The organism is Streptomyces odontomachicola (assembly GCF_039605595.1).
Classification (GTDB): Bacteria; Actinomycetota; Actinomycetes; order Streptomycetales; family Streptomycetaceae; genus Streptomyces.
Map to the genome: position 1 here is coordinate 76,145 of NZ_JBCFOK010000024.1, position 21,933 is coordinate 98,077.

Annotated in this window: 18 protein-coding genes; 10 read left to right on the forward strand and 8 right to left on the reverse strand. The window is 71.9% G+C overall.

Features of this window, described 5'->3' with window-relative positions; genetic code table 11:
• The first annotated feature begins 89 nt into the window (after positions 1–89).
• The 3 genes from ABEE00_RS32690 to moaA all read left to right on the forward strand — a co-directional run bounded on the left by ABEE00_RS32690 (position 90) and on the right by moaA (position 3,276).
• Positions 90–470 (forward strand): DUF485 domain-containing protein, encoded by a 381-nt coding sequence (locus tag ABEE00_RS32690; RefSeq protein WP_451918723.1) that lies wholly within the window; start codon positions 90–92, stop codon positions 468–470.
• Entirely contained in the window at positions 467–2,089 is a 1,623-nt protein-coding gene (locus tag ABEE00_RS32695; protein WP_345749397.1) for a solute symporter family protein, read from the forward strand. Before ABEE00_RS32690 ends, ABEE00_RS32695 begins: the two co-directional genes overlap by 4 nt.
• A 197-nt stretch (positions 2,090–2,286) precedes the next feature.
• Complete coding sequence (gene moaA / locus ABEE00_RS32700) at positions 2,287–3,276, forward strand: GTP 3',8-cyclase MoaA (RefSeq protein ID WP_345749398.1); 990 nt, start codon at positions 2,287–2,289, stop codon at positions 3,274–3,276.
• A 59-nt stretch (positions 3,277–3,335) separates the two neighbouring features.
• On the opposite strand, the gene ABEE00_RS32705 is transcribed toward moaA, so the two are convergent.
• From ABEE00_RS32705 to ABEE00_RS32725, 5 genes are all read right to left on the reverse strand, one after another.
• A complete protein-coding gene (locus ABEE00_RS32705; RefSeq protein WP_345749418.1) occupies positions 3,336–3,584 on the reverse strand; it encodes a hypothetical protein in 249 nt (82 codons plus the stop codon).
• 319 nt (positions 3,585–3,903) lie between these two features.
• Entirely contained in the window at positions 3,904–4,278 is a 375-nt protein-coding gene (locus ABEE00_RS32710) for a DUF3099 domain-containing protein (protein WP_345749399.1), read from the reverse strand.
• A 231-nt stretch (positions 4,279–4,509) separates the two neighbouring features.
• Complete coding sequence (tyrS, locus tag ABEE00_RS32715; RefSeq protein WP_345749400.1) at positions 4,510–5,925, reverse strand: tyrosine--tRNA ligase; 1,416 nt, start codon at positions 5,923–5,925, stop codon at positions 4,510–4,512.
• Positions 5,926–6,034: 109 nt separating this feature from the next.
• A complete protein-coding gene (locus ABEE00_RS32720) occupies positions 6,035–7,525 on the reverse strand; it encodes a metallopeptidase TldD-related protein (RefSeq protein ID WP_345749401.1) in 1,491 nt (496 codons plus the stop codon).
• Positions 7,522–9,075 carry a TldD/PmbA family protein gene (locus ABEE00_RS32725; RefSeq protein WP_345749419.1) on the reverse strand — a complete coding sequence of 518 codons (1,554 nt, stop codon included), beginning with the start codon at positions 9,073–9,075 and terminating at the stop codon, positions 7,522–7,524. The genes ABEE00_RS32720 and ABEE00_RS32725 overlap by 4 nt, the downstream gene beginning before the upstream one ends.
• Before the next feature lie 307 nt (positions 9,076–9,382).
• Here ABEE00_RS32725 and fabG point away from each other — a divergent pair, with 307 nt between their 5' ends.
• Together fabG and fabI are read left to right on the forward strand one after the other, a co-directional pair.
• Complete coding sequence (gene fabG / locus ABEE00_RS32730; RefSeq protein ID WP_345749402.1) at positions 9,383–10,087, forward strand: 3-oxoacyl-[acyl-carrier-protein] reductase; 705 nt, start codon at positions 9,383–9,385, stop codon at positions 10,085–10,087.
• Between the two features lie 2 nt (positions 10,088–10,089).
• The gene (fabI, locus tag ABEE00_RS32735; RefSeq protein WP_345749403.1) at positions 10,090–10,860 is read left to right on the forward strand and encodes an enoyl-ACP reductase FabI; all 771 of its coding nucleotides are present in this window, start codon (positions 10,090–10,092) and stop codon (positions 10,858–10,860) included.
• A gap of 139 nt (positions 10,861–10,999) precedes the next feature.
• Here the strand turns inward: fabI and ABEE00_RS32740 are convergent, their stop codons facing one another.
• Positions 11,000–11,722 (reverse strand): FadR/GntR family transcriptional regulator, encoded by a 723-nt coding sequence (locus ABEE00_RS32740; RefSeq protein ID WP_345749404.1) that lies wholly within the window; start codon positions 11,720–11,722, stop codon positions 11,000–11,002.
• Positions 11,723–11,883: 161 nt separating this feature from the next.
• On the opposite strand from ABEE00_RS32740, the gene ABEE00_RS32745 reads away from it, so the two are divergent.
• The 4 genes from ABEE00_RS32745 (at position 11,884) to ABEE00_RS32760 (ending at position 14,726) form a co-directional block, all read left to right on the forward strand.
• The gene (locus tag ABEE00_RS32745; protein ID WP_345749405.1) at positions 11,884–13,344 is read left to right on the forward strand and encodes a CynX/NimT family MFS transporter; all 1,461 of its coding nucleotides are present in this window, start codon (positions 11,884–11,886) and stop codon (positions 13,342–13,344) included.
• 168 nt (positions 13,345–13,512) lie between these two features.
• Positions 13,513–13,629: an SGM_5486 family transporter-associated protein gene (locus tag ABEE00_RS32750; protein WP_345749406.1), complete on the forward strand. Its 117-nt coding sequence runs from the start codon at positions 13,513–13,515 to the stop codon at positions 13,627–13,629.
• 186 nt (positions 13,630–13,815) lie between these two features.
• Positions 13,816–14,136 (forward strand): hypothetical protein, encoded by a 321-nt coding sequence (locus ABEE00_RS32755; protein WP_345749407.1) that lies wholly within the window; start codon positions 13,816–13,818, stop codon positions 14,134–14,136.
• A gap of 71 nt (positions 14,137–14,207) precedes the next feature.
• Positions 14,208–14,726, forward strand: a complete 519-nt coding sequence (locus tag ABEE00_RS32760) for a SixA phosphatase family protein (protein WP_345749408.1) — start codon at positions 14,208–14,210, stop codon at positions 14,724–14,726.
• Between the two features lie 247 nt (positions 14,727–14,973).
• On the opposite strand, the gene serB is transcribed toward ABEE00_RS32760, so the two are convergent.
• Positions 14,974–16,236 carry a phosphoserine phosphatase SerB gene (gene serB, locus ABEE00_RS32765; protein ID WP_345749409.1) on the reverse strand — a complete coding sequence of 421 codons (1,263 nt, stop codon included), beginning with the start codon at positions 16,234–16,236 and terminating at the stop codon, positions 14,974–14,976.
• Between the two features lie 312 nt (positions 16,237–16,548).
• Positions 16,549–18,954 (reverse strand): streptophobe family protein, encoded by a 2,406-nt coding sequence (locus ABEE00_RS32770; protein WP_345749410.1) that lies wholly within the window; start codon positions 18,952–18,954, stop codon positions 16,549–16,551.
• Between the two features lie 247 nt (positions 18,955–19,201).
• On the opposite strand from ABEE00_RS32770, the gene ABEE00_RS32775 reads away from it, so the two are divergent.
• Entirely contained in the window at positions 19,202–21,817 is a 2,616-nt protein-coding gene (locus ABEE00_RS32775; RefSeq protein ID WP_345749411.1) for an ABC transporter ATP-binding protein/permease, read from the forward strand.
• Positions 21,818–21,933: the final 116 nt, after the last annotated feature.

Below are 21,933 nucleotides of genomic sequence, written 5' to 3' on the forward strand. Positions count from 1 at the left end.
ATGCGCGCACCGTCCGGGACCCCGGGACCGGCGAGCACTTCTCCCATCCACAAGTACACCTGTAAGCACTTGCGTTGACTGGAGTCACAGTGGCCACCGCGTCAGACCACACCAGTCCGGTTCCGCCGGACGGTATCGACTATCAGGAGGTGCAGCGTAGCCAGGAGTTCTCCGAACTGCGCCGCGCCCACAGATCGTTCGCCTTTCCGCTCACCGTCGCGTTCGTCCTGTGGTATCTGCTCTATGTTCTCCTCTCGAACTACGCGGGCGGATTCATGGGCACCAAGGTCGTCGGCAACATCAATGTGGCCTTCGTCCTCGGACTCGCGCAGTTCCTGACCACCTTCCTGATCGCCTGGTGGTACTCCCAGCATGCCGCGAAGTCCCTCGACCCCAGGGCCGAGGCCATCAAGTCCCGCCTGGAGGGCGGGGAGCCCCGCGACGGGCAGCACCGCGAGGGGGACGCATGAGCGGGATGCAGCAGCTCGCGGCCGAGGGCGCGACCCAGCACCGGCCGCTGATCATCACCCTGTTCGCGGCGTTCGTCGTGGTGACCCTGGGCATCACCGTGTGGGCGGGCCGGAAGACCAAGGACGCCACCGACTTCTACGCGGGCGGGCGGCAGTTCAGCGGATTCCAGAACGGGCTCGCCATCTCCGGCGACTACATGTCGGCCGCCTCCTTCCTCGGCATCGCGGGGGCGATCGCGCTCTCCGGATACGACGGATTCCTCTACTCCATCGGCTTTCTGGTGGCCTGGCTGGTGGCATTGCTGCTGGTCGCCGAGCCGCTGCGGAATTCCGGGCGCTACACGATGGGCGACGTCCTCGCCTACCGGATGCGGCAGCGCCCCGTGCGCACCGCCGCCGGCGTCTCCACCATCGTGGTCTCGATCTTCTATCTGCTGGCCCAGATGGTCGGCGCCGGCGCCCTGGTGGCCCTCCTGCTCGGGATCACCGGGACGGTCGGCAAGAACCTGATCGTGGTGTTCGTCGGGATCGCCATGATCCTTTACGTGACGATCGGCGGAATGAAGGGCACCACCTGGGTGCAGATGATCAAGGCGTGCCTGCTGATCGGCGGCACCCTGGTCATCACCTTCCTGGTGTTCCAGAAGTTCGACTTCAACGTGTCCTCGCTGCTCGGCGCCGCCGCGGAGAACAGCGGGAAGGGCGCCTCCTTCCTGGAGCCGGGCCTGAAGTACGGGGAGACCGCCACCTCGAAGGTCGACTTCATCTCGCTCGGCATCGCGCTGGTGCTCGGCACCGCGGGGCTGCCGCACATCCTGATCCGCTTCTACACCGTTCCCACGGCCAAGGCGGCACGGAAGTCGGTCAACTGGGCGATCGGCATCATCGGCGTCTTCTACCTGATGACCATCGCGCTCGGCTTCGGCGCAGCGGCGCTGCTCTCCCAGAAGGAGATCCTCGCCTCGGACGCGGCGGGCAACACGGCCGCGCCCCTGCTGGCCCAGGAGATCGGCGGCGGCGCCGACTCGACGGGCGGCGCGATCCTGCTGGCGATGATCTCCGCGGTGGCCTTCGCCACCATCCTCGCGGTGGTCGCGGGCCTGACGCTGGCCTCGTCCTCGTCGTTCGCGCACGACCTGTACGCCAATGTCATCCGCAAGGGGCAGGCGACGGAGAAGGAGGAGGTCTCCGCCGCCCGCGTCTCCGCGGTCATCATCGGCGCCGTCGCGATCGGACTCGGCATCTTCGCCGGGAAGCTCAACGTGGCCGGGCTGGTCGCGCTCGCCTTCGCGGTCGCCGCCTCGGCGAACCTGCCCACGATCCTCTACAGCCTCTTCTGGAAGCGCTTCACCACCCGCGGGGCGCTGTGGTCGATCTACGGCGGGCTGATCTCCTCGGTGCTGCTGGTGTTCTTCTCGCCGGTGGTCACGGGCAAGCCCACGTCGATGTTCCCGGACGCGGACTTCGCCTGGTTCCCGCTGGAGAACCCCGGCCTCGTCTCCATCCCGCTGGGCTTCCTGCTCGGCTGGCTGGGCACGCTGTTCTCCCGCGAGGAGGCCGACGAGGCCAAGTACGCCGAGCTGGAGGTCCGTTCACTGACCGGCACCGGCGCGCACTGACCGTGCCGTAGGCCGCCGCGCCCCTGGGGACCGAGAGCCCCGGGGGCGCTCGCCTGCGCGGATTCCCTCCGGCACCCTGGGGAACCCGCGTACACACCGTGCACGCCCCACAACATCAACGAACTGTTGAATGTCAGAGGCGTCGCGTACGCTGCTGAACAGTTGAGAGTTGAGGCAACCGTGGGAGGGCCGCCGGCATGCTGCTCGACACCTATGGCCGCGTAGCCACCGATCTGCGCGTATCACTGACCGACCGCTGCAATCTGCGCTGCACCTATTGCATGCCGGAAGAGGGTCTCCAGTGGCTGGCCAAGCCCGAGCTGCTGACCGACGACGAGATCGTCCGGCTGGTGCGCATCGCGGTCACCGAGCTCGGCGTGCGCGAGGTGCGCTTCACCGGCGGCGAGCCGATGCTGCGCCCGGGGCTGACCGGCATCGTGGAGCGCTGCGCCGCGCTGGAGCCGCGCCCCCAGCTCTCGCTGACCACCAACGGCATCGGCCTGGAGCGCACCGCGGTCGCGCTGCGCGACGCCGGCCTGGACCGGGTCAACGTCTCCCTGGACACCCTCGACCCCGAGGTCTTCCAGCGGCTCACCCGGCGCAAGCGGCACGCGGACGTGCTGCGCGGCCTGGAGGCGGCACGCGAGGCGGGCCTCACCCCGGTCAAGGTCAACGCGGTCCTGATGCCGGGGATGAACGAGACGGAGGCCCCAGACCTGCTCGCCTGGGCCGTCGAGCACGACTACGAGCTGCGCTTCATCGAGCAGATGCCGCTGGACGCGCAGCACGGCTGGCAGCGCGAGGGCATGATCACCGCGGGGGACATCCTGGAGTCCCTGCGCACCCGCTTCGCGCTCACGCCCGAGGGCGAGGAGGAGCGCGGTTCGGCGCCGGCCGAGCGCTGGCTCGTGGACGGCGGCCCGCACACGGTGGGCGTGATCGCCTCGGTGACCCGCCCCTTCTGCCGCACCTGCGACCGCACCCGGCTGACCGCCGACGGCCAGGTGCGCACCTGCCTGTTCGCGACCGAGGAGACCGATCTGCGCGGGGCCATGCGGGACGGCGCCCCGGACGAGGAGGTCGCGCGGCGCTGGAAGACGGCGATGTGGGGCAAGAAGGCGGGCGCGGGCATCGACGACCCGTCCTTCGTCCAGCCGGACCGCCCGATGTCGGCGATCGGCGGCTGAGGCACGTGATCAGGGGCTGACCTGCGCGGGGGAGCGGCGGGACCGCGCCCAGGGGCCGCTCAGCCCTCCGGGGTCTCCCGGCGCTCCCACTCCTCCAGGCCCACGGTCTCCTTGAGGAAGCCGCGCATGTTCAGGAACTGCGCCAGGTGCTCGCGGTGCTCCTCGCAGGCGAGCCACGTCTTGCGGCGGTCCGGGGTGTGCAGCTTGGGGTTGTTCCACGCCAGCACCCACACCGCGGATGCGCGGCAGCCCTTCGCGGAGCAGATCGGGGTCTCGGGGCCTTCGGCGCCATCGGGAGCAGGAAACATCACGCCCCCATCCAACCACTGCACCCCGCGCACCCGGAAAAGGCATCGCCCCCGGTCAGCGCGCACGCGCGGCCGACGGCCCAACTGCCGTACGGAAAAGGGGAGATGAACGGAAGCCGGTGTGTGAACCGGTGCGGGAAAAGAAGCGACGCCGGGCAGCCACGGGGGGAGCCGCCCGGCGTCGGTCTGTCGCCCCGACGGGGGATGCGGAGCGCTTCTGAAGTATGGCACGTATGACCCTGCCCAGTGCACCGGATCGGCAGGATTGAGCTGAGCTTTTCTTGAGCTTTGCGCCGTGGGCCGCCGTGTGCGGCCCGGGTCAATTGCCCCCGGCCTGCGGCTCGTTGGGGCCGGGCTCCTCGGTGCGACCCTCCGGCGCGGGTTCCGTGGACGGGTGCCGCTCCTCCAGTGCGGGGCGCGTGGGGCCCGCGTAATAGGTGTCCGGCAGCGAAGGGGCGTTCTCCCGCCCCGCGTTGGCGATCACCACGGCCACGTACGGCATGATCAGGCCGAGCACCAGCGTCACCGCGGCCAGCGGCCTGCTGACGTTCCACAGCACGACGGTCAGCAGGACCGACACGGTGCGCACCAGCATGGAGATCACATACCGCCGCTGCCTGCCGCGTACATCCTCGTCCAGGCCCTGCCTGGCCCCCGTGATCCGGAAGACCTCGGGGCTGCGCTGCTTCCGCATCACGTTCCACCACCTGCTCACCGTGCCGGAACCAGGCCGGCACACGAGGTTCCCGGGCACTCCTTACGGTACGCCCGCGCTCATCCCCGTTCGAGACCGGGGCGCTGGCCCGGGGGAGCCGGTAGTGCTGCGCCTCTTCCCGTACGGCATGTCACCGCACCCGGCGCAGGGCGGCTCCCCCGGGCTCGTCCCTCCAAGTGAGCGCCGCATGGCGCCCCTTGCAGCCGCTGGTCACAGCCCCCGGATCTCGGCGATCTTGCGGCCCGCCTTGAGGTAGACGGTGCCGCGCGCGCCGGCCGCCGCCAGCTTCTCGGCGACGGCCTCGCCGAGCGGGCGCAGCGCCTCCTGCTCGGAGAGCACCAGGGTGAGCTGCTCGCCGCCGTCCTCGGGTTCGACGACGAGCTTGAGCCCGTTCTGCTTGGCCACGCGGCGGGCCGCCGAGGCGCTGGGCTGGAACTCCAGCACCTTCGCGAGCACCGTGGCGATGCCCTCGGCGCCGTGCTCGGCGGCGTCGACCGAGGGCAGGGACTCCACGTCGGCGAAGGACTTCTTGGAGAACTGCGCGACGAAGCCGGCGCGCGCCGCCATCGCCGCCTCCACCCCGTACAGCGCGGTGACGACCTCGCCCGCGAGGACCTTCTTCAGGTCCATCGGGTGCAGGGTCTTCGCCTCGATGCGGGCCTCGGCCTGGGCGATCTCGGCGTCGGTCCACTCGGTCCAGGCCCGCAGGTACGGGGCCATCAGCCGGTCGGGGATCGACATGATCTTGCCGAAGACGTCCTCGGCGGTGCTGGTCAGGCCGACGTAGTTGCCCTTGGACTTGGACATCTTGGCGCCCGAGCCGTCGGTGCCCTCGATCAGCGGCATGGTGACCACGAGCTGCGGCTTCTGCTCGCGCAGCTCCATGAGCTTGCGGCCCATCTGGAGGTTGAGGAGCTGGTCGGAGCCGCCGATCTCCACGTCGCAGTCCAGCGCCACCGAGTCCAGCCCCTGCGCGATCGGGTAGAGCAGCTCGGACATGGTGATGCCGGAGCCGTCCTGGAGCCTGTTGCGGAAGTCCTCGCGCTGGAGCAGCGAGGAGGCGGGCACCTGGGAGAGGAGCTGGAGCAGCTCGGGGAAGGTGTACGGGGCGAGCCACTCGCCGTTGTGCCGGAAGCTGACCTTGTCGAAGTCGACGAAGGGGCGGACCTGGTCGCGGTAGCCCGCGAGGTTGTTCGCGATGTCCTCGTCGGTCAGCGGCGGGCGCTCGGCCGTGCGGCCCGAGGGGTCGCCGATCTTCGCGGTGAAGTCGCCGATGAGCAGGGTCACGTCGTGGCCCATCCGCTGGAAGCGGTTGAGCACGATGATCGGCACCGCGTGGCCCAGGTGCACGTCGGTCGCCGTCGGGTCGATGCCCAGCTTGATGTGCAGGCCCCTGCCCTGCCCGGCGCGCTCCTCGATGCGCCCGGCGAGCTGCTCCTCGGAGGGCAGCAGGTCCACCGCGCGCGAGGCGATCAGCGCGGCCTGGTCCTCCGCCGGGAGATCGGTCAGGTCCAGATAGCGCCGCGAGCCCGTCTCCGCGAGCAGCCGCTCGACGGTCTTGTCGGAGGAGAGGTCCTGCGCCAGCAGCTCGCTGGCGCGCTGCACGGAGTCGCCGAGGCGTGTCACGTATCTGTCCTGAGTGTCGTGGGCTTGTGGATACCGGGCGCCCCGTCCGCGTACGCGCCGCGAGGCGCGGGACGCGGGGACACGAGGCGCCCGGCAAAGTCTAAGCCGCTCACACTCCCGGGCTCACAGAGCTCATGTTGAAGTCCGGCACGCGCAGCGCGGGCATCGCCGCGCGCGTGAAGTAGTCCGACCACTCGCGGGGGAGGGTGCGCTCGGTGCGGGAGGCCGCCGTGGCGCGCCCCAGCAGGTCGACGGGGGACTCGTTGAAGCGGAAGTTGTTGACCGCGCCGGTCACCTCGCCCCGCTCCACCAGGTACACGCCGTCCCTGGTCAGGCCCGTGAGCAGCAGCGTCGCGGGGTCCACCTCGCGGATGTACCAGAGGCAGGTGAGCAGCAGGCAGGGTCCGTCGTGACCGCTGTCCGCGACCATCTGCTCCAGCGAACGGTCCTCGCCGCCCTCCAGCACGAGGTTGTCCACCGGCGGCGCCACCGGCAGCCCGGTGAGCGCCGCGCTGTGCCGGGAGGTGGGCAGCCGGGTCAGCTCGCCGTCCCTGATCCAGTCCGTGGGCCCGAGCGGCAGCCCGTTGTCGAACACGGACATGTCCTCGCCCGACGCGTAGGCCAGCACGAAGGGTGCCGCCTCCAGGCCGCCCTCGTACGGGTCGCTGCGCAGGGAGAGGGGCAGGCCGCACAGGCGCTCGCCCACACGCGTCCCGTTTCCGGAGCCGCCGGAACCGCCGGAGCCTTCCGCGCGGTGCCCGCCGTCGCGCGCGCTGAACACCGAGCGCCCCTCCGCCGCGTTCCGCGCCCCCGAGGACCAGAGCTGGTAGATCAGCAGGTCGGCGACCGCGGTGGGCGGCAGCAGCGTCTCGTACCGGCCCGCGGGCAGCTCGACCCTGCGGGACGCCCACGCGAGGCGCTGCTCCAGCTCGGCGTCCACGGCGGCCACGTCCACGTCCAGGAAGTCCCGGGTGGAGCGTCCGGCCCACGCCGAGCGCTCGTGGTCGGCGGACTTGGCGTTCATCTCCAGGGTGCCCGTGGGCTGGTCGTGCCGGAGGCGCAGCCCCGTCGAGCTGCCCAGGTAGCTGGAGACCACGCCGTGCTGCGCGAAGCCGTACAGCTCGCGGCCCGCCGCGCGCGCCCGCGCGAAGGACTCGCCCAGCGCGGGTGCGAGGCGCGCGAACACCTCGGCCGAGGTCTCGTCCGGCGGCGCGGTGAAGTCGGGGAGGGCCGCGAAGTCCGGTGCCTCGGGCCCCCGTTCGGCCGGGGTGACCAGGGGCTGCGCGTCCTCGGCCGGCTCCGCCTCGCGGGCCGCCGCCTCGGCGGCCCGCACCAGGGGTTCCAGCTCCTCGCCGCGTACCGCCGACCTGGACACGACCCCCGAGGCCGTGCCCCGCGCGCCGTCCACCGTGGCGATCACCGTGAGGGTGCGGCCGCGGGTGACCCCGTTCGTGGTCAGCGCGTTGCCGGCCCAGCGGAGGTTCGCCGAGGACGACTCGTCGGCGATGACCACGCAGCCGTCGGCGCGGGACAGCTCCAACGCGCGCTCGACCGTCTCGTGCGGGTGCCGGTCGCCCGATGACCTCTGCTCGCCGCTCAACGTCCCGCCTCCTGCGTCGTGTTGAGGATGTTCACGCCGCGGAACAGCGCGGCCGGGCAGCCGTGCGAGACGGCCGCGATCTGCCCCGGCTGCGCCTTTCCGCAGTTGAAGGCGCCGCCCAGTACGTAGGTCTGCGGACCGCCCACGGCCTCCAGCGCGCCCCAGAACTCGGGGGTGGTCGCCTGGTACGCGACGTCACGGAGCTGCCCCGTGAGCCGCCCGTTCTCGATCAGGAAGAAGCGCTGCCCGGTGAACTGGAAGTTGTACCGCTGCTGGTCGATGCTCCAGGACCGGTCGCCCACCACGTAGATCCCGCGCTCCACCCCGCCGATCAGCTCCTGCGTCGAGGGTCCTTCCGGCGCGGCCGCGAGGGACACGTTCGCCATCCGCTGCACCGGTACGTGCGCCGGCGAGTCCGCGAAGGCGCAGCCGTTGGAGCGGCCCATGCCGGTGCGCCGCGCGATGCGCCGGTCGAGCTGATAGCCGACCAGTACGCCGTCCTTGACCAGGTCCCAGGACTGCGCGGCCACGCCCTCGTCGTCGTACCCGACGGTGGCGAGCCCGTGTTCGGCCGTGCGGTCGCCGGTCACGTGCATCGCCTCGGAGCCGTAGCGCAGCGAGCCCAGGCCGTCGGGGGTGGCGAAGGAGGTGCCCGCGTACGCCGCCTCGTACCCCAGTGCGCGGTCCAGCTCGGTGGCGTGGCCGACGGACTCGTGGATGGTCAGCCACAGGTTGGACGGGTCCACGACCAGGTCGTACGCGCCGGGCCTGACGCTCGGCGCGCGCAGCTTGGCCGCCAGCAGGTCCGGGATGCGGGCCAGCTCGCCCGCCCAGTCCCAGGCGCCGCCGGCGGAGCCGTCACCGGGGCCCTCGGCTGACCGGCCCGTGCCGCCCACGAGGTACTCCCACCCGCGCCCCACAGGCGGCGCCAGCGTGCGCATCGAGTCGAAGTCCCCGCCGTCGGTCACCGCGACCGCGGTCAACTGCGGGTGCAGCCGCACGCGTTGCTGGGTGGTCACGGTCCCGGCGAGGTCGGCGTAGAACTTGTTCTCCTGCACGGTGAGCAGCCCCGCCTCGGTGTGGCTCACCCCGTCGGCGCGCAGCAGCCCCGCGCTCCACTCGGCCAGCAGGCCGGTCTTCTCCGCGTCCGGCACATCGAAGGGGTTCACCTCGTACGAGGACACCCACACTCTCTCGCCGTGCACCGGCTCGTCGGCGAGCTCCACCGCGTCGCGGCCGCCCGCCGCGTCCGCGACCTGCGATGACAGCTCGGCCATCCGTACGGCGCGCTCGGCGACCCTGGCCGCCTCGGCGGGATCCGGCTCGACGCCCGCGGCGAAGCCCCAGGCCCCGTGGTGCACCACCCGCACCGCGTACCCGGTGTCCGTGGTGTCGGATGACCCGGCGGGCCGCGCGTCGCGCAGCCGCCACCCGGCGCTGCGCACCCGCTCGTACCGGAAGTCGGCGTGGTCGGCGCCCAGCTCGCGCGCACGCGAGAGCGCGGCGTCGGCGAGGGTGCGCAGGGGCAGGGCGAGGAAGCTCTCGTCGATCGGTGCGGTGCCGCTCGGTGCGCTGGACCGGCCTGGTGCGGCGGTCCCACCCGGTGCGGCGGACCGCCCGGTGGAGCGGTCGGGTGCTGCGGGCACGGTGACCTCCCGTCGTCTCGGGGTCCGATCGTGCCTTGTCCTGCCCGCTTTCTGTAGGGAATCCACAGCACGTCACGCGACCCCCTGTCGCCGCCCGAGTCCGCGACGCCCCCGGTGAGCCGATAGTTTTCGTACGGACAGGACAGATCCCGTCCGCGGCTGCACTGCCCGCGGAAGCTGTCACGCGGAAACCAGAAAGGGTGGTCCCACCTTGAGCCGCTCGGTACTCGTCACCGGAGGCAATCGCGGCATCGGCCTCGCCATCGCCCGCGCCTTCGCCGACGCAGGCGACAAGGTCGCCGTCACTTACCGCTCGGGAGAGCCCCCGGAGGGCTTCCTCGCGGTCAAGTGCGACATCACAGAGCCGGAGCAGGTGGAGCAGGCCTACAAGGAGATCGAGGAGAAGCAGGGCGCCGTCGAGGTGCTGGTCGCCAACGCCGGGGTCACCCGCGACCAGCTCCTGCTGCGGATGTCCGAGGACGACTTCACCTCGGTGCTGGAGACCAACCTGACCGGCACCTTCCGCGTGGTGAAGCGCGCGACCAAGGGCATGCTGCGGGCGCGCAAGGGGCGCGTCGTGCTGATCTCCTCGGTCGTCGGCATGCTCGGCTCGGCGGGACAGGCCAACTACGCCGCGTCCAAGGCGGGACTCGTCGGCTTCGCCCGCTCGCTCGCCCGCGAGCTGGGCTCCCGCAACATCACCTGCAACGTCGTCGCGCCGGGCTTCGTCGACACCGACATGACCCAGGCGCTCTCCGACGAGCAGCGCGAGGGCATCGTGTCGCAGGTGCCGCTGGGCCGTTACGCCCGGCCCGAGGAGATCGCTTCCTCCGTCCGCTTCCTGGCTTCCGACGAGGCCGCGTACATCACCGGAGCCGTCGTTCCCGTCGACGGCGGATTGGGCATGGGTCACTGAGCATGAGTGGAATCCTCGCTGGAAAGCGCATCCTCGTCACCGGCGTGCTGACCGATCACTCGATCGCCTTCCACGCCGCCAAGGTGGCGCAGGAGGAGGGCGCCGAGGTCGTGCTGACCGGCTTCGGCCGGCTGTCGCTGGTCGAGCGCATCGCCAAGCGGCTGCCGAAGGAGGCCCCGGTCATCGAGCTGGACGTGACCAACCAGGAGCACCTGGACGGTCTCGCCGGCAAGGTCAACGAGCACTTCGGCGACGAGTCGGGCATCGACGGCGTCGTGCACTCGATCGCCTTCGGCCCCCAGGGCGCCTTCACCTTCATGGACGCGAGCTGGGAGGACGTCGGCACCGCCGTGCACGTCTCCGCGTACTCGCTGAAGGCACTGACCACCGCCTGCCTGCCGCTGCTGCCGCGCGGCGGCTCGGTCGTCGGCCTCACCTTCGACGCGCAGTTCGCGTGGCCGAAGTACGACTGGATGGGCGTGGCCAAGGCCGCGCTGGAGTCCACCAGCCGCTACCTGGCCCGCGACCTGGGCCAGAAGAACATCCGCTGCAACCTGGTCTCGGCAGGACCCATCAAGTCGATGGCCGCCAAGTCCATCCCGGGCTTCGAGGAGCTGGCCGACGTGTGGAACCACCGCGCGCCGATCGGCTGGGAGCTCACCGACCCGGAGCCCGCGGGCCGCGGCATCGTGGGCCTGCTCTCGGACTTCTTCCCGAAGACCACGGGCGAGATCGTCCACGTGGACGGCGGCGTCCACATGATGGGTGCCTGAGGCGTACGCCTGAGACGCGCGCCTGAGGTGCGCTCCTGAGCGCGCCGGCGCGAGGAGGACCGGCGGCCGGACGCAACTGCGCCCGGCCGCCGGTCCTTTGTGTACGCACGCCCGCGAACGGGCCCCGGCGCAACGCCCGTTACGCGCCCGCCCCGCTCTTCGCCGGCGCGGGCCCCGCGGCCTCCTCGCGCCGCGTCCCGCAGCTCCACTCCCGCGTGTAGGAGAGCGCCTCGCGCTCCGCGCCGTCCGCGTCGCCCTCCCTGATCGCCTCCAGCAGCCGCCCGTGGTCCATGTGCGCCTCGGGGGCCAGCTCGTCGCCCACGTCGTGCCGCAGGAAGTCCCGCAGTACGTCGCCGAGGTCCGCGTACACGGCGGTCAGCACCTCGTTGTGCGAGGCCGCCACGATGCCCAGGTGCATCCCGGCGTCCGCGGCGACGAAGCGCTCCACGACCCCCGAATCCCAGGCCGCCTCGCGCCGCTCCAACAGCGATTCGAGCTGCTCCAGGTCCTGCTCCGTACGCCGCTGCGCCGCCAGCCGCGCGCCCGACGCCTCCAGCGCGGCGCGCAGCTCCGCCACGTGCCGCGGGTCGGCGTCCGCGAACCTGCGCTGCATCACACCGGCCAGCTCGCTGGTCGCCACCACATAGGTGCCCGAACCCTGCCGGATGTCCAGCAGCCCGTTGTGGGCCAGCGCCCGCACCGCCTCGCGGACCGTGTTGCGCGCGACGCCGAGCTGCTCCACGAGCTCGGGCTCGGTCGGGATGCGGGAGCCCACAGGCCATTCCCCCGAGGCGATCTGGCTGCGCAGCGCGGAGATCACTTGGTCGGACAGCGCGGCGCGCTGCGGCGAGGACAGGGTCATGGCTCTGGCTCTCCCGTGAGTGGAGCGGATCGGATCGACCGGACCGGGGACCGGACCGGTCGCGGGACGGCTTCTGGCTGGTCGGAGGGTATCGGCAAGCTGCCACGAGCTATCGATAAGCAGTTCGCTTTAATTCGTCCCATCATTCTATGATGGCGAGCATGCCATTGACGGACGACCACCTGAAGCAGTCATCTGCACAGCACGGCCAGGACGGCGCGGCCCGCGGCAAACCGGCGCGCGGCACGCCCGGGAGCGCCGCGCGTCCGTCCGTCAGGCCCTGGACCCTGCGCCTCGTCGTGGTGGGCATGGTGCTCGCCGCGCTCAACCTGCGCCCCGCGATATCCGGCCTCGGCCCGCTGCTCAAGGAGGTGCAGACCGCGCTCGGCATGAGCGGCACCGTCGCCGGGCTGCTCACCTCCGTGCCGCCGCTGTGCTTCGCCGTTTTCGGCGGGCTCGCGCCGCGGCTGGCCCGCAGGTTCGGGCCCGCCGCCGTGGTGCTCACCGGCATGATCGCGGTCGCCGCCGGGCTGGTGCTGCGGCCGTTCGCCGCGGGCACCGCGACCTTCCTCGCGGCCACGGCCCTCGCCCTCGCGGGCATCGCGGTCAGCAACGTCCTGATGCCGGTCGTCGTGAAGCACTGGTTCCCCGACCGCGTCGGCACCATGACCGGCCTCTACTCCATGGCCCTGTCCCTGGGCACCTCGCTCGCCGCCGCCGTCACGGTCCCCATGACCGAGGCGCTGGGCGGCAGTTGGCAGATCGGCATCGGCGCCTGGGCGGTGCTCGGCGTGCTCGCCGCCGTCCCGTGGGCCGGCGTCGTGCTGGGGGAGAGGGGGCCGCGCCGCGACCCCCGCGCCGCCGAGGAGGCGGTCCCGGAGCAGAGCGAGGAGGCCGAGCGGTACGAGGCCGAGCGGTACGAATCCGGGCGGTACGAGGCTGAGCGGTACGAGGCCGAGCGCGGCTCGGCGGAGCGTGGCCCGGCGGAGCAGCGTGACGGTGCGCTGGCCGGTGAGCAGGGCGCGCGTGAGGGCGCGGCGGCTGCGCCGCGGGTCGCCAAGTCCCCGACCGCGTGGGCGCTGGCGGTCTTCTTCGGGCTCCAGGCGTCCGCCGCGTACATCGTCATGGGCTGGCTGCCGCAGATCCTCCGCGACGCGGGCGTCTCGGCCGGCGCCGCCGGGGTGATGCTCGCGGTCACCATGGGCATGGGCGTACCGCTCTCCTTCGTCCTCCCGAAGCTGGCGACCCGGATGCGCCACCAGGGCCTGCTGGCGCTGGTGCTCGCGCTGTTCGGCCTGGTCGGCTACGCGGGGCTGTGGTTCGCGCCGCAGGCGGGCGCCTGGGTCTGGGCGCTGATCCTGGGCGTCGCCAACTGCGCCTTCCCGCTGGCCCTCACCATGATCGGGCTGCGCGCCCGTACGGGTCCCGGCGTCGCCAAGCTCTCCGCCTTCGCTCAGAGCACCGGCTACCTCATCTCCATCCCCGGCCCGCTGCTGGTCGGCGCGCTGCACGACGCCAGCGGCGGCTGGCACGTGCCGCTGCTGCTGATGACCGGGCTGCTGCTGGCCCAGATCGTCGCGGGCCTGCTGGCCGGGCGGGACCGGGTCATCGAGGACGAGTGAGCGTGCGCCGCTCTTCGCTGGTCCGCTGACGGGTATCTCCTGCGCGGTGCTTCGCGGCCCTTCGTGGTCCTGCGCGGTCCTTCGCGGGACGCAGCGCGCCGTGGGCCCCTGAGGACGCCGCGGGCCCCTGAGGACGGGGTCCGCGGCGCGAGTGGGAGACTTGCGCACATGCCAGTCCTCGAACCGAACCCGCAGAACGGCCAGCGGAAGCTGCTGCTGGTCCTGGCCGCCATCTTCGCGATCCTGGTGGTCATCGGCGTGATCGCCAGCATCGCCGCACCCTGAGCCCCCGGCCCGCCGCCTCCCGCGACGGGCCGTGGTGGGGCTGACCCCCCTAACCCCTAGGGGGAAAGAGTCAGGGATATATGGGTGGAACCCCGGATGGGAAGAAGCGCACCCTCTGCGTACGTTCGTAGTGACGCGGAGGCAACTGCCGCGCGGCGCAAGGAAACCCACCGGGAGGCGAGCCCCATGGCGGCACCAGCGCACACCACGGCCGTCCGCACCGCGGCGCGCTCCACCACTCCGAGCCCCACCACGACGAGCCGCACGACCACGAGCCGCACCACCCCGCTCCGCGGCGCTCCCGCGAAGAGCCCGCGGCTCCCGTGGTGGGCGCTGCTGCTCCCCGCCGCCGCGTTCGTGCTGCTGCTGTCCCTGATAGCCGGGGGAGGGGGCGCGGAGGCCGCCGAGTCACCGCATGCCCGACAGTCGGTCACGGAGCCGGTGCAGGCGGTGGCCGCCGTGTTCGGGGAGCTGTGGGGACAGGCCGAGCGCGCCCTGCTCGGCTGACATCACCCTTGCCGGGCGAGCAGTCCCAACACCCTGCGCCGGACAGGCCCTTTCGTGCGAAGCTGGGACTCATGAGCGTCGATGTGCCCCGCAGTATCGTCCTTCTCCGACACGCAAAGGCCGACTGGCCACAGGTGGCCGACCACGACCGCCCGCTCGCGGACCGGGGCCGCAAGGATGCCCCGACGGTGGGTGAGTGGCTCACCTCGCACGGCATCTCCCCCGGACTGACCCTCTGCTCCACGGCGGCCCGCACCCGGGAGACCTGGAAGCTGATCGCGCCCCAACTCCCGCAGCGCCCCAAGACGGTCTATGAGGAGCGGTTGTACGAGGCGGCCCCCGGCCAGATCATCGAGCTGGTCAATGAGATCTCCGACGAGGTCAGGGACCTGCTCGTGGTCGGGCACAACCCCGGCATCCAGGGTGTGGCCGAGGTGCTGGCGGGCGATGCGGAGGGGGACAGCATGGAGCGGATGTCGCGCAGCGGCTTCCCCACGGCGGCGCTTGCCGTGCTCCGCATCCCCGGCTCCTGGAAGTCCGTCGAGCCCGCGTCCGGCACGCTCACCGACTACTGGGCACCGCACGAGTAAGCAGCCCGCGGACAAGGTGCCCCGGACGACGGGGCTCCGAGCGATGGGGCTCCGGGCGACGGAGCTTCGGACAACGGAGCTTCGGACGACGGAGCTTCGGACGACGGAACTCCGGACGACGGTGCTCCGACCAACCGCATGCGGGGTGCCGTGACGCTGTCCGCAGCGCCATGGCACCCCGCCGATCAGAGGCCCGATCAGACGGCCGGAATCAGGTCCGGCCCCGGAGAGTTCCTAGGGCCCGCGGTCAGAGGCCCGCGGTGAGCCCCGGTTCCTCGGGGCCGGCGATCAGGTCGCCGTCGGCCGCCTCCACCTCTTCCCTGGTGATCCCCAGCAGATAGAGGACGGTGTCGAGGAACGGCACATTGACGGCGGTGTGCGCGGCCTCCCGTACGACCGGCTTGGCGTTGAAGGCGACGCCCAGGCCCGCGGCGTTGAGCATGTCGAGGTCGTTCGCGCCGTCCCCGATGGCGACGGTCTGCTCCAGCGGCACCCCGGCCTGTTCGGCGAAGCGGCGCAGCAGGCGGGCCTTGCCCTCCCGGTCGACGATCTCCCCGGTGACCCTGCCGGTGAACTTCCCGTCCTCCGCCTCCAGGGTGTTGGCCTGCGCGAAGTCGAGGCCCAGTTCCTCCTGGAGCGCGTCGGTGATCTGGGTGAAGCCGCCGGAGACGACGCCGACCTGGTAGCCGAGCCGCTTGAGGGTACGGACCAGGGTGCGGGCGCCCGGGGTGAGCCTCACCTCCTGGCGGACCTTGTCCACCACCGACTCGTCGAGCCCGGCGAGGAGTTCGACGCGGGCGTGCAGGGACTGCTCGAAGTCCAGTTCGCCGCGCATGGCGCGGGCCGTGACCTCGGCGACCTCGTCCTCGCAGCCCGCGTGTGCGGCGAAGAGCTCGATCACCTCGTCCTGGATCAGGGTGGAGTCCACGTCCATCACGACCAGCCGCTGCGCCCGGCGCTGGAGCCCCGAGGAGACCACGGCGACGTCCACGCCGTGCCGTGCGGCCTGCATGGCGAGCGAGGTGCGCAGCTCCGGGGTGCCGGTGCCCGACACGTCGAACTCGACGGCGATCACGGGGTACTTGGCGAGCCGGAAGATGCGGTCGATGTTGCCGCCGGTCGAGGTGATGCTGGCCGCTATGGCGGCCGTGGACTCGGCGGTCAGCGGGTGACCGAGCACGGTCACATGCGAACGTCCCGTTCCGCGCGGGCGGTTGTCGCCCGTGCCCGAGATGATCTCGGCCTCCATGTGCATGGACTCGGCCCAGCTGTGCACGGTGGCGCGCAGTTCACCCTCGGTGGCGTCGCCGCTGCTCGGGGCGGTGACCAGTGCGCAGAGGGTGATGCGGCCTCGGGTGACGAGCTGTTCGATGTCGATGACCTCGACGGCGAACGCGGCGAGGGTGTCGAAGAGCCCGGCGGTGATGCCGGGCCTGTCCTTGCCGAAGATCTTGACGAGAAGCGTGGGGGTGTCGGCGTACGAGGGCGATGTGGCCAGCGAAGTGGTCATGGTTCTCTTACGTTAGCCGCTGCGGCGCACGGGTCTCGCCCGGGGGCGCACGGTGATCTTGCACACGCCCCCTGACCAGCGCGGACACCACGCACATCCACCTCACTCCGCAGCCGCACCCCCTTCCGGGACCCCGACGACCCACCCGCGCGCGACTCCCGAGACTCCCGCCCGTGCCTCCGGCGAGGGGCTCTGCGGCCCCCGAGACTCCCGCCCGCACCCCTGGCGACCTGCCCCGCGGCCCCGAGGCTCTTGCCCGCGGCACTCCGGCGACCTGCCCTGCGGCTTCCGTACGGCACCCGCGGCCCATCCTCATCGCTGTCCCGGCCCTGGCCCCGGCCCCCGCCGCCGGTCTCCGCGGTCGTCCGGCCGCGGCCTGGGCCCCGGCGGAGGAGGCTGGGGCCACCTCGACCGAGGCCCGCCCCCGATGGTCGGCGCCGACCACGGCTGCCCGGCGCCACCACCGGCACCGCCATCACCGGAACGGCCACCACCAGCATCGCCACCGCCGCTGCCGCCACCGGAACGGCCACCGGCGCCGCCACCGCCGGCTCCGCTGCCGCCACTACCGGCACTGCCGCTGCCACCAGCGCGATCACCAGCACCGCCACTGCCAGCGCTGTCACCACCAGCATCGCGACCACCGGAACGGCCATCGGCACCGCTACCGCTGGAACGGCCACCACCAGGATGGCGACCACTGGCATCGCGATCGCCGGTACCGCCGCTGCCACCAGCGCGACCGCCAGCACTGCCGTTGCCAGCACTGTCACCACCGACATCGCGACTACCCGCACCGCCGCTGCCAGCGCCGCCACTGCCGGAGCGCCCACCACCAGGACCGCGACCACCGGCATCGCGCCCACCGGCACCGCCGCTGCCAGCACTGCTACCGCTGGAACGCCCACCACCAGGACCGCGCCCACCGGCCCCGCCCCCGCCGGCACCGCCGCTGCCACCAGCGCGACCACCGCCGCCACCGGTACGGCCGCCACCGCCACCGGAACGGCCACCGTCACGGCCGTCACGAGACCCCCCACCGCCGGCCCCGCCCCCAAACCAGCCGCCCGCCCCGCTCTCCTCCCCACCCCGCGGCGGCGACTGCTCCCGGTACGGGTTGGGCTCCCTCGGTGGTGGGCCGGGGCGTGGACGGTACGGGCCGCGTTCGTACGCGGCGTCCGGGTAGGCGGGCGGGTGCTCGTACACCGCGCCCGGGCCGCGGGGAGCGGCCCCGGAGCCGACAGCGGAACCGGCGCCTGACCCCGCCTCCTCGCGGTCCCCGGGACCACCCCGGGGACCGCTCCGTACGCCCTTGATCAGCACCGCCGCCCGCGTACCCGCCGTCCCCGAGGCGTACGTGAGGAGCCCGCCGAGCAGGCCCGCGGCCGCGCCCCACACCACCCCGAGCAGCAGCGCGCCCCCGGTGCTGCCGTGCAGCTTCACCCCGGCGCCCACCGCGTCGAAGCCGAGCACGCTCAGGCCGGCGTTCGCGGACACCCCGGTGCCCGCCACCAGCATCGGCAGGGCCAGCCCCGTGGCCAGGCCGAGCCACAGCGCGCAGCGCCCGGCGAAGCGGAAGGGGCTCGCCCCGCGTACCGGCGTGCGGGCCCCCGTGAGCAGCCCGGCCGCCAGCAGCATCACCGCGACCGCGGCGCTGAGCAGCCATAACCGGCTGTCCTGCTGGGCCAGTCGGGACATGGTGAGGGTCTTGTCGCCCCCGCCGCCCAGGAGTTCGCCGAGCGGATCGGGCAGCAGCCCCGTGAGCTGCCCGGTGACCTGGCCGTGCCAGGTCACGAACAGCCCCAACGGGACCGCCAGCCACGCCCCGTTGGGGGCGCCGAGCAGCGCGGCGCCCGCCACCCGCTTCGGATCGCCGCCCGCGAGCGCCCCGTACACCGCAGCGGCGAGGGCGGCGAGCACGGCGGTCAGCAGCATCGCGACCAGCGCGGACACGGCGGGCCGCACCAGCCGCTGCACCGCGTCGCCCAGCCGTCCGGCCGGCAGCGCGGTGCGGCGTGAGACGGCGAGCGCGGCCAGCAGCGTGATCAGCGCGAAGAGGACGGCGGCCAGCAGGGTCGGCGCGGTCTCCACACGGAAGCCGACGGCGAGCTTGGCGTCGGCGAACTTGTCGACGCGGCCCAGCAGTCCGCCGCCGATATCACCGATGGTGTCGCCGAACCGCTGCTCGAGCGCGTCCTGCGCACTGCCGCGCGCCTTGTCGAGGCCCAGCGAACCGCCGTCGATGGTGACCGTGGAATGCCCGGCCCAGGAGAGTCCTCCGAGCAGTGCGGTGAAAAGGAGAACCACCGTGCCGCCGCGTGCCGCAATCCGGGCACCCGAAGGCACGCCGTGCGTCGCACGGAGAGACCGCAGAAAGACGTACGCGAGAAGCAGCGCACCGACCAAAGAGACACCCAACGGGACAATGTCGACCGCGGCCTTGGCTTCCGCACCCTTCAGGCCGAAGATCTCCACATTTCCGTCGGGGACGACCTTCCCGCCGACCGCCATCGCCACGGCGGCGGCCGTGAGAGGGGCCAGCGACCCGGCCGCGTCGGCGCCCAGCAGATGCAGCCCCAGGGCCGCCGTACCCGCCATGCCCAGGAAGGACCAGCCCACCGCCGCCAGCGCGGAGAGCAGGATGTCCAGGGCGCCGTCCCGCCGGGGCAGCGCTCCGCCCCGGCGGGACAATCGGTCGTGCCGTGCGGAGTCGACCATCGCGGTGCCCCCGATCGGTACCCGGTTGTCCGCATCAGTTGTGATCAGTCGTGATCAATGCGGAAACGGGAGAGGTATCCACTCTCGGAGCACCTTCGGCGCGCGTCAACTGCCCCCGGGGCCACTCGGGGACGGGCCTGATCTGCAGCCCGGCTTTCTGTACGGGCTGCGCGCCTGAAATAGTTCCCCACGATGTTCGCCATCCCTAGACTCCCTCTCACTGGGGGAGTTGTTCGGGGGACAACTTTTGGGGCATGGAGTGCCGGAACTCGTACTGGAATTGAACGGACAGACCTGGACGCTCGATCCGTCCAGGGCCTACAACCTCGGTCGTGACCCGCAGGGTGACATCGTCATCGAGGACGCCAGGGTCTCCTGGCGGCACGCCACCGTCCGCTGGGGCGGGCGCAGTTGGGTCATCGAGGACCAGGGCAGCACGAACGGCACGTACGTGCGGGGGCAGCGCGTCCAGCAGATGGAGCTCGGCCCCGGCATGAGCGTGCACCTGGGCAACGCGACCGACGGCCCGCTGCTCAACCTCACCGCGGGCGCCGGCGCGGGGGCGCAGCCCGCCGACGTCTACAGCGCGCAGACGGTCGCGCCCGAGGGTCAGGCCGCACAGCAGGCCGTACAGGCGCCGCCGCAGCAGCCGCAGGCACCGCAGCAGCCGCCGCAACAGGCCCAGCAGCCGCAGGCTCAGCACCCGCAGGCCCAGCAGGCCCCGCCGCACCAGGGCTGGCCGCAGCCCTCGCACGGCGTGCAGCAGCCGCCGCAGGCGGGCTACCCGCAGCACGGGGGAGTGCCTCCGCAGGGCGGCGCGCAGGGGCAGCACGCGGGGGACCGCAGCCCCACCACGTTCCACCAGCTCGCCCTCGGCCGGGTGATGCGGATCGGCCGTGCGCTGGAGAACGAACTGGTCGTCTCCGACCTCCAGGTCTCCCGGCACCACGCGGAGTTCCGCTCCTCGCCCGACGGCCGCTTCGAGATCCGCGACCTGGGCAGCCACAACGGCACGTACGTGAACGGCATGCCGCTGCCCAAGTCCGGGTCCGCGGTGATCACTCCGCAGGACACCGTCGGCGTCGGCCACTCCAGCTTCCGGGTGGTCGGCGACCGCCTGGAGGAGTTCGTCGACACCGGCGAGGTCTCCTTCAGCGCGCGCCAGCTCACCGTGAAGGTCGACAACGGCAAGGTCATCCTCAACAACGTGACCTTCGGCGTCCCGGAGAAGTCGCTGATCGGCGTGATCGGCCCGTCCGGGTCCGGCAAGTCCACGCTGCTGCGCGCCCTCACCGGCTACCGCCCGGCGGACGTCGGCGAGGTGCTCTACGACAACAGGAACCTCTACAAGCAGTTCGCCGAGCTCCGCCAGCGCATCGGCCTGGTGCCGCAGGACGACATCCTGCACAAGGAGCTCAAGGTGCGGACCGCGCTGCGCTACGCGGCCCGGCTCCGCTTCCCCGGCGACGTCGCTGAGGCCGAGCGCAACGCGCGCGTGGAGGAGGTCCTCGCCGAGCTCAAGCTCGACATCCACGCGGACAAGAAGGTCACCTCGCTCTCCGGCGGCCAGCGCAAGCGCGTCTCGGTCGCCCTTGAGCTGCTCACCAAGCCCTCGCTGATCTTCCTGGACGAGCCCACCTCGGGCCTCGACCCGGGCATGGACCGCGACGTCATGCAGCTCCTGCGCGGCCTCGCCGACGACGGCCGTACGGTGCTGGTGGTCACCCACTCCGTGGCCGAACTCCAGCTCTGCGACAAGCTGTTGGTGATGGCGCCGGGTGGCGGCGTTGCCTACTTCGGCCCGCCCGAGGAGGCGCTGAACTTCTTCGGCTACGACACGTGGGCCGACGTCTTCTCCGCGTTCGAGAACTACCGCGACTACGACTGGATGGGCCGCTGGCAGGGCTCGCAGCACTACCAGATGTACGCGGCCGAGCTCGACAACGCGCCGCCGATGCAGGAGATGCCGCAGCCGCAGGGCCCCTCGGCCTCGCCGCCGGCGAAGCTGCAGAAGCCGCAGAGCTGGGGCTCGCAGTTCTTCACGCTGGTCAAGCGGTATCTGTCGGTGATCGCCTCGGACCGCGGCTTCATGGCCCTGATGGTCATCCTGCCCGCGATCCTCGGCGTGGTCAGCACGGTGATCCCGTCCGACTTCGGGCTCCAGAAGAACCCCTCGAAGACCGGCTTCAACCAGGACGCCGGGACGATCCTGCTGATCCTCGCGGTCGGCATGTGCTTCTCCGGCGCCGCCAACTCGGTCCGTGAGCTGATCAAGGAACGGGTCATCTACGAGCGCGAACGGGCCACCGGCCTCTCGCGCTCCGCGTACCTGATGTCCAAGGTCTTCGTCCTCGGACTGATCACCGCCGTGCAGGGCGTCATCATCACCGCCATCGGCCTCTTCCCGCGCGAGGTGCCGGCCGAGGGCAACCTCATGCCGGTGCCCGCCGAGATCTGCGTCGGCATCATCGCGCTCGGCTTCACCTCGATGATGTTCGGCCTGGTCATCTCCTCGCTGGTGAAGACCTCAGAGAAGACCATGCCGCTGCTGGTGATGTTCGCGATCGTCCAGGTGGTCTTCACCGGCGTGCTGTTCAAGATCTTCAGCTCGCCCGGCGTCGAGCAGGTCTCCTGGCTGATGCCGTCGCGCTGGGCGATCGGCGCGATGGGCTCCACCGTCGACCTCGCGCACACCATGGCCCCCTGGGACCGCAAGGACCCGACCAACCTCGACCCGCTGTGGGAGCACTCCACCGCGATCTGGTCGCTCGACATGGGCGTGCTGCTGCTGATCGGCGTCGTCTGCGGCTTCGCCGTGGCCCGCCTGCTGCGCCGCCACGAGCCCGAGGTCATGCGCAACTGACCTCGTACGGCACCTGATCTCGTACGTACGACGAAGGGCGGCTGCACCCCGGCGCCGGGGGGGAGCCCCCCGTCGGTTGGGCTGGGCAGGGGGGCGGGGGGCCGGGCCGCAAACGG